The sequence below is a fragment of the Mycobacterium sp. genome, assembly GCF_050701675.1.
GTDB lineage: Bacteria > Actinomycetota > Actinomycetes > Mycobacteriales > Mycobacteriaceae > Mycobacterium.
The window spans coordinates 1-2,888 of sequence record NZ_JBOGDD010000521.1; the positions used below are offsets into that span (position 1 = coordinate 1).

General features: G+C 68.0%; 2 protein-coding genes. One reads left to right on the forward strand and one right to left on the reverse strand.

Features of this window, described 5'->3' with window-relative positions; genetic code table 11:
* Positions 1–10: 10 nt before the first annotated feature.
* Complete coding sequence (locus ACRDUX_RS15670; RefSeq protein WP_526414935.1) at positions 11–1,075, reverse strand: 2,3-butanediol dehydrogenase; 1,065 nt, start codon at positions 1,073–1,075, stop codon at positions 11–13.
* Positions 1,076–1,202: 127 nt separating this feature from the next.
* On the opposite strand from ACRDUX_RS15670, the gene ACRDUX_RS15675 reads away from it, so the two are divergent.
* A partial coding sequence (locus tag ACRDUX_RS15675) for an NAD(P)-binding domain-containing protein (RefSeq protein ID WP_526414936.1) occupies positions 1,203–2,888 on the forward strand: 1,686 nt, incomplete at its 3' end.

A 2,888-nucleotide genomic window follows, 5' to 3' on the forward strand; every position in this document is an offset into this window, starting at 1 on the left:
GCCAGGGTGCTCACGGGGCGTCCGTTCCCGAGATCGTCGGGTCGACGAGGACCTTCATCTTGGTGCCTGCGTGCAGCGCCTCGAAACCCTCGTCGACGACGTCATCGATGGCGATGGACGTCACCCAGCCGGTGGTGTCGTAGGTGCCGCGCGCCATCAGGGCGATGACCGCTTCGAAGTCCGCAGCGGTGTAGCACAGCGAGCCCTGGATCCGGGACTCGTTCATCACGAGATTGAGAAGCGGTGTGGTGAGCGGCTTCTCGTAGATCGCGACGCTGACCATGGGCCGGCGCGCCCCGACACAGGCCAGCGCCGTCTCCACGGCGGGTTGCACTCCCGCCGCGTCGAACACCGCGTCGGCGCCCGCGCCGTCGGTGTGGTCGGCGATGAACGCCGGGACGTCGACGGCCGTCGGGTCAAGGGTGCGGGCGCCGAGCGCTTCGATCGACGCCCGCCGCGTCGCCGACGGTTCGACGACGAAGACGTCCTCGACGCCCTTGCCGCGCAACGCGAACCACAATCCGATCCCGATCGGGCCTGCGCCGAACACCATCGAGGTGCCGTTGGTGCTCGGCTCGCCGAGGGTGGCCGCGTGGTACGCCACCGACATGGGCTCGACCAGCGCGCCGAGTTCGAGGGAGACGTTGTCGGGCAGCCGGTGCAGCATGTCCGTCGGCACGACGGTGTACTCGGCCATCCCGCCGTCGGACATCAGGCCGTGGAATCCGATCTGCTGACAGATGTTGTAGTTGCCCGCCCGGCACGGCCCGCAGTGCCCGCAGCGGTACAGCGGCATGATGGCCACCCGGTCGCCCGCCGCGTAGTCGGTGACCCCCGCGCCGACCTCGGTGATGACACCGGAGAACTCGTGCCCCAGGGTCAGCGGCATCTGCTGACCCGTCAGCGGATGCGGTTCGGTGGGCACGAAGATCGGGCCCGCGTAGTACTCGTGCAGGTCGGTGCCGCAGATGCCGTTGAAGCCGACCTTGACCTTGACGGTGCCTGCGGTGGGCGTCGGCTCGGGGACGTCGGCGACCTCGACCTTGTTGGGTCCGTAGTAGACAGCTGCTCTCATGAACCATGTCTATGTGACGGGTGCCACACCCCGATAGAGTTGCAGCCCGTTGCATCCTGCGGCCGAACGAGTTGCAACGCGGTGCAACCCTTGCGCGGAGCACCCGGTTGGGTGTGCTCTGTGTCACATGACAGACACCATCGAGAAGCAGGCGACCGCCGCACTCACGCCGCAGGCCCGCGTCGAGGCGTGGCTCGCTGACTTCGAAGCCGCCCTTGCCGTCCGCGACGTCGAGCGCGCCGTCGCGAAGTTCGCCGTCGACAGCGTCTGGCGCGACCTCGTCTCCTTCACCTGGAACATCAAGACCGTCGAGGGGCGCGACGGTGTCGCCGACATGCTCGACGCCCGCCTCGCGGAGACCAGCCCGTCGGGGTTCCGGACGCGCGAGGAAGCGACCGCCGACGGTGACGTGACGTCGGCGTTCATCGAGTTCGAGACGGCCGTCGGCCGCGGTACCGGGCATTTGCGGCTCAAGGGTGACGAATGCTGGACGCTGCTGACCGCGATGCAGGAGCTCAAGGGCCACGAGGAGCGCAAGGGTGCGACCCGCGTCATGGGCGCGGTGCACGGCTCGGATCCGGGCACGCGGTCGTGGGCGGAGAAGCGCCACGACGAAGAGGCCTCGCTCGGCTACGGCACCCAGCCGTACACGCTAGTGGTCGGCGGCGGTCAGGGCGGCATCGCACTGGGCGCCCGGCTGCGCCAACTCGGGGTGCCCGCGATCGTCGTCGACAAGTACGAACGGCCCGGCGACCAGTGGCGCCAGCGCTACAAGTCGCTGTGCCTGCACGATCCGGTCTGGTACGACCACCTGCCGTACATGCCGTTCCCGCAGAACTGGCCCGTGTTCGCGCCCAAGGACAAGATCGGTGACTGGCTGGAGTTCTACACGCGGGTCATGGAGGTTCCGTACTGGTCGAAGACCACCTGTCTGTCGGCCTCGTTCGACGACGCCTCCAAGCAGTGGACCGTCGAGCTCGACCGTGACGGCGAGCGCCTGACGCTGCATCCCACGCAGCTGGTGTTGGCCACCGGCATGTCGGGCAAGCCGAGCATTCCGACGCTGCCCGGCCAGGACGTCTTCGGTGGCGAGCAGCACCACTCCAGCGCCCACCCCGGCCCCGACCGCTACGTCGGCAAGCGTGCCGTGGTGATCGGGTCCAACAACTCCGCCCACGACATCTGCAAGGCGCTCTTCGAGAACGGCGTTGACGTCACCATGGTGCAGCGGTCCTCGACGCACATCGTGCGGTCGGACTCGCTGATGGACCTCGGGCTCGGCGACCTCTACTCCGAACGCGCGGTGACCTCGGGCATGACGACCGAGAAGGCCGATCTGACGTTCGCCTCGCTGCCATACCGGATCATGCACGAATTCCAGATCCCGATCTACGACGCCATCCGCGAGCGCGACAAGGACTACTACCAGCGACTGGCCGATGCCGGCTTCGAATTGGACTGGGGCGACGACGATTCCGGGCTCTTCATGAAGTACCTGCGCCGGGGCTCCGGCTACTACATCGACGTCGGGGCCTGCGATCTGGTGGCCAACGGCAGCATCAAGCTGGCGCACGGCCAGGTCGACCGACTCACCGAGGACTCGGTGGTGCTCACCGATGGCACCGAGCTGCCCGCCGACGTCGTCGTCTACGCCACCGGATACGGCTCGATGAACGGCTGGGCCGCCGACCTCATCGGCCAGGACGTCGCCGACAGGGTCGGCAAGGTCTGGGGCCTCGGCAGCGACACCGCCAAGGATCCCGGACCGTGGGAGGGCGAGCAGCGCAACATGTGGAAGCCCACGCAGCAGGAG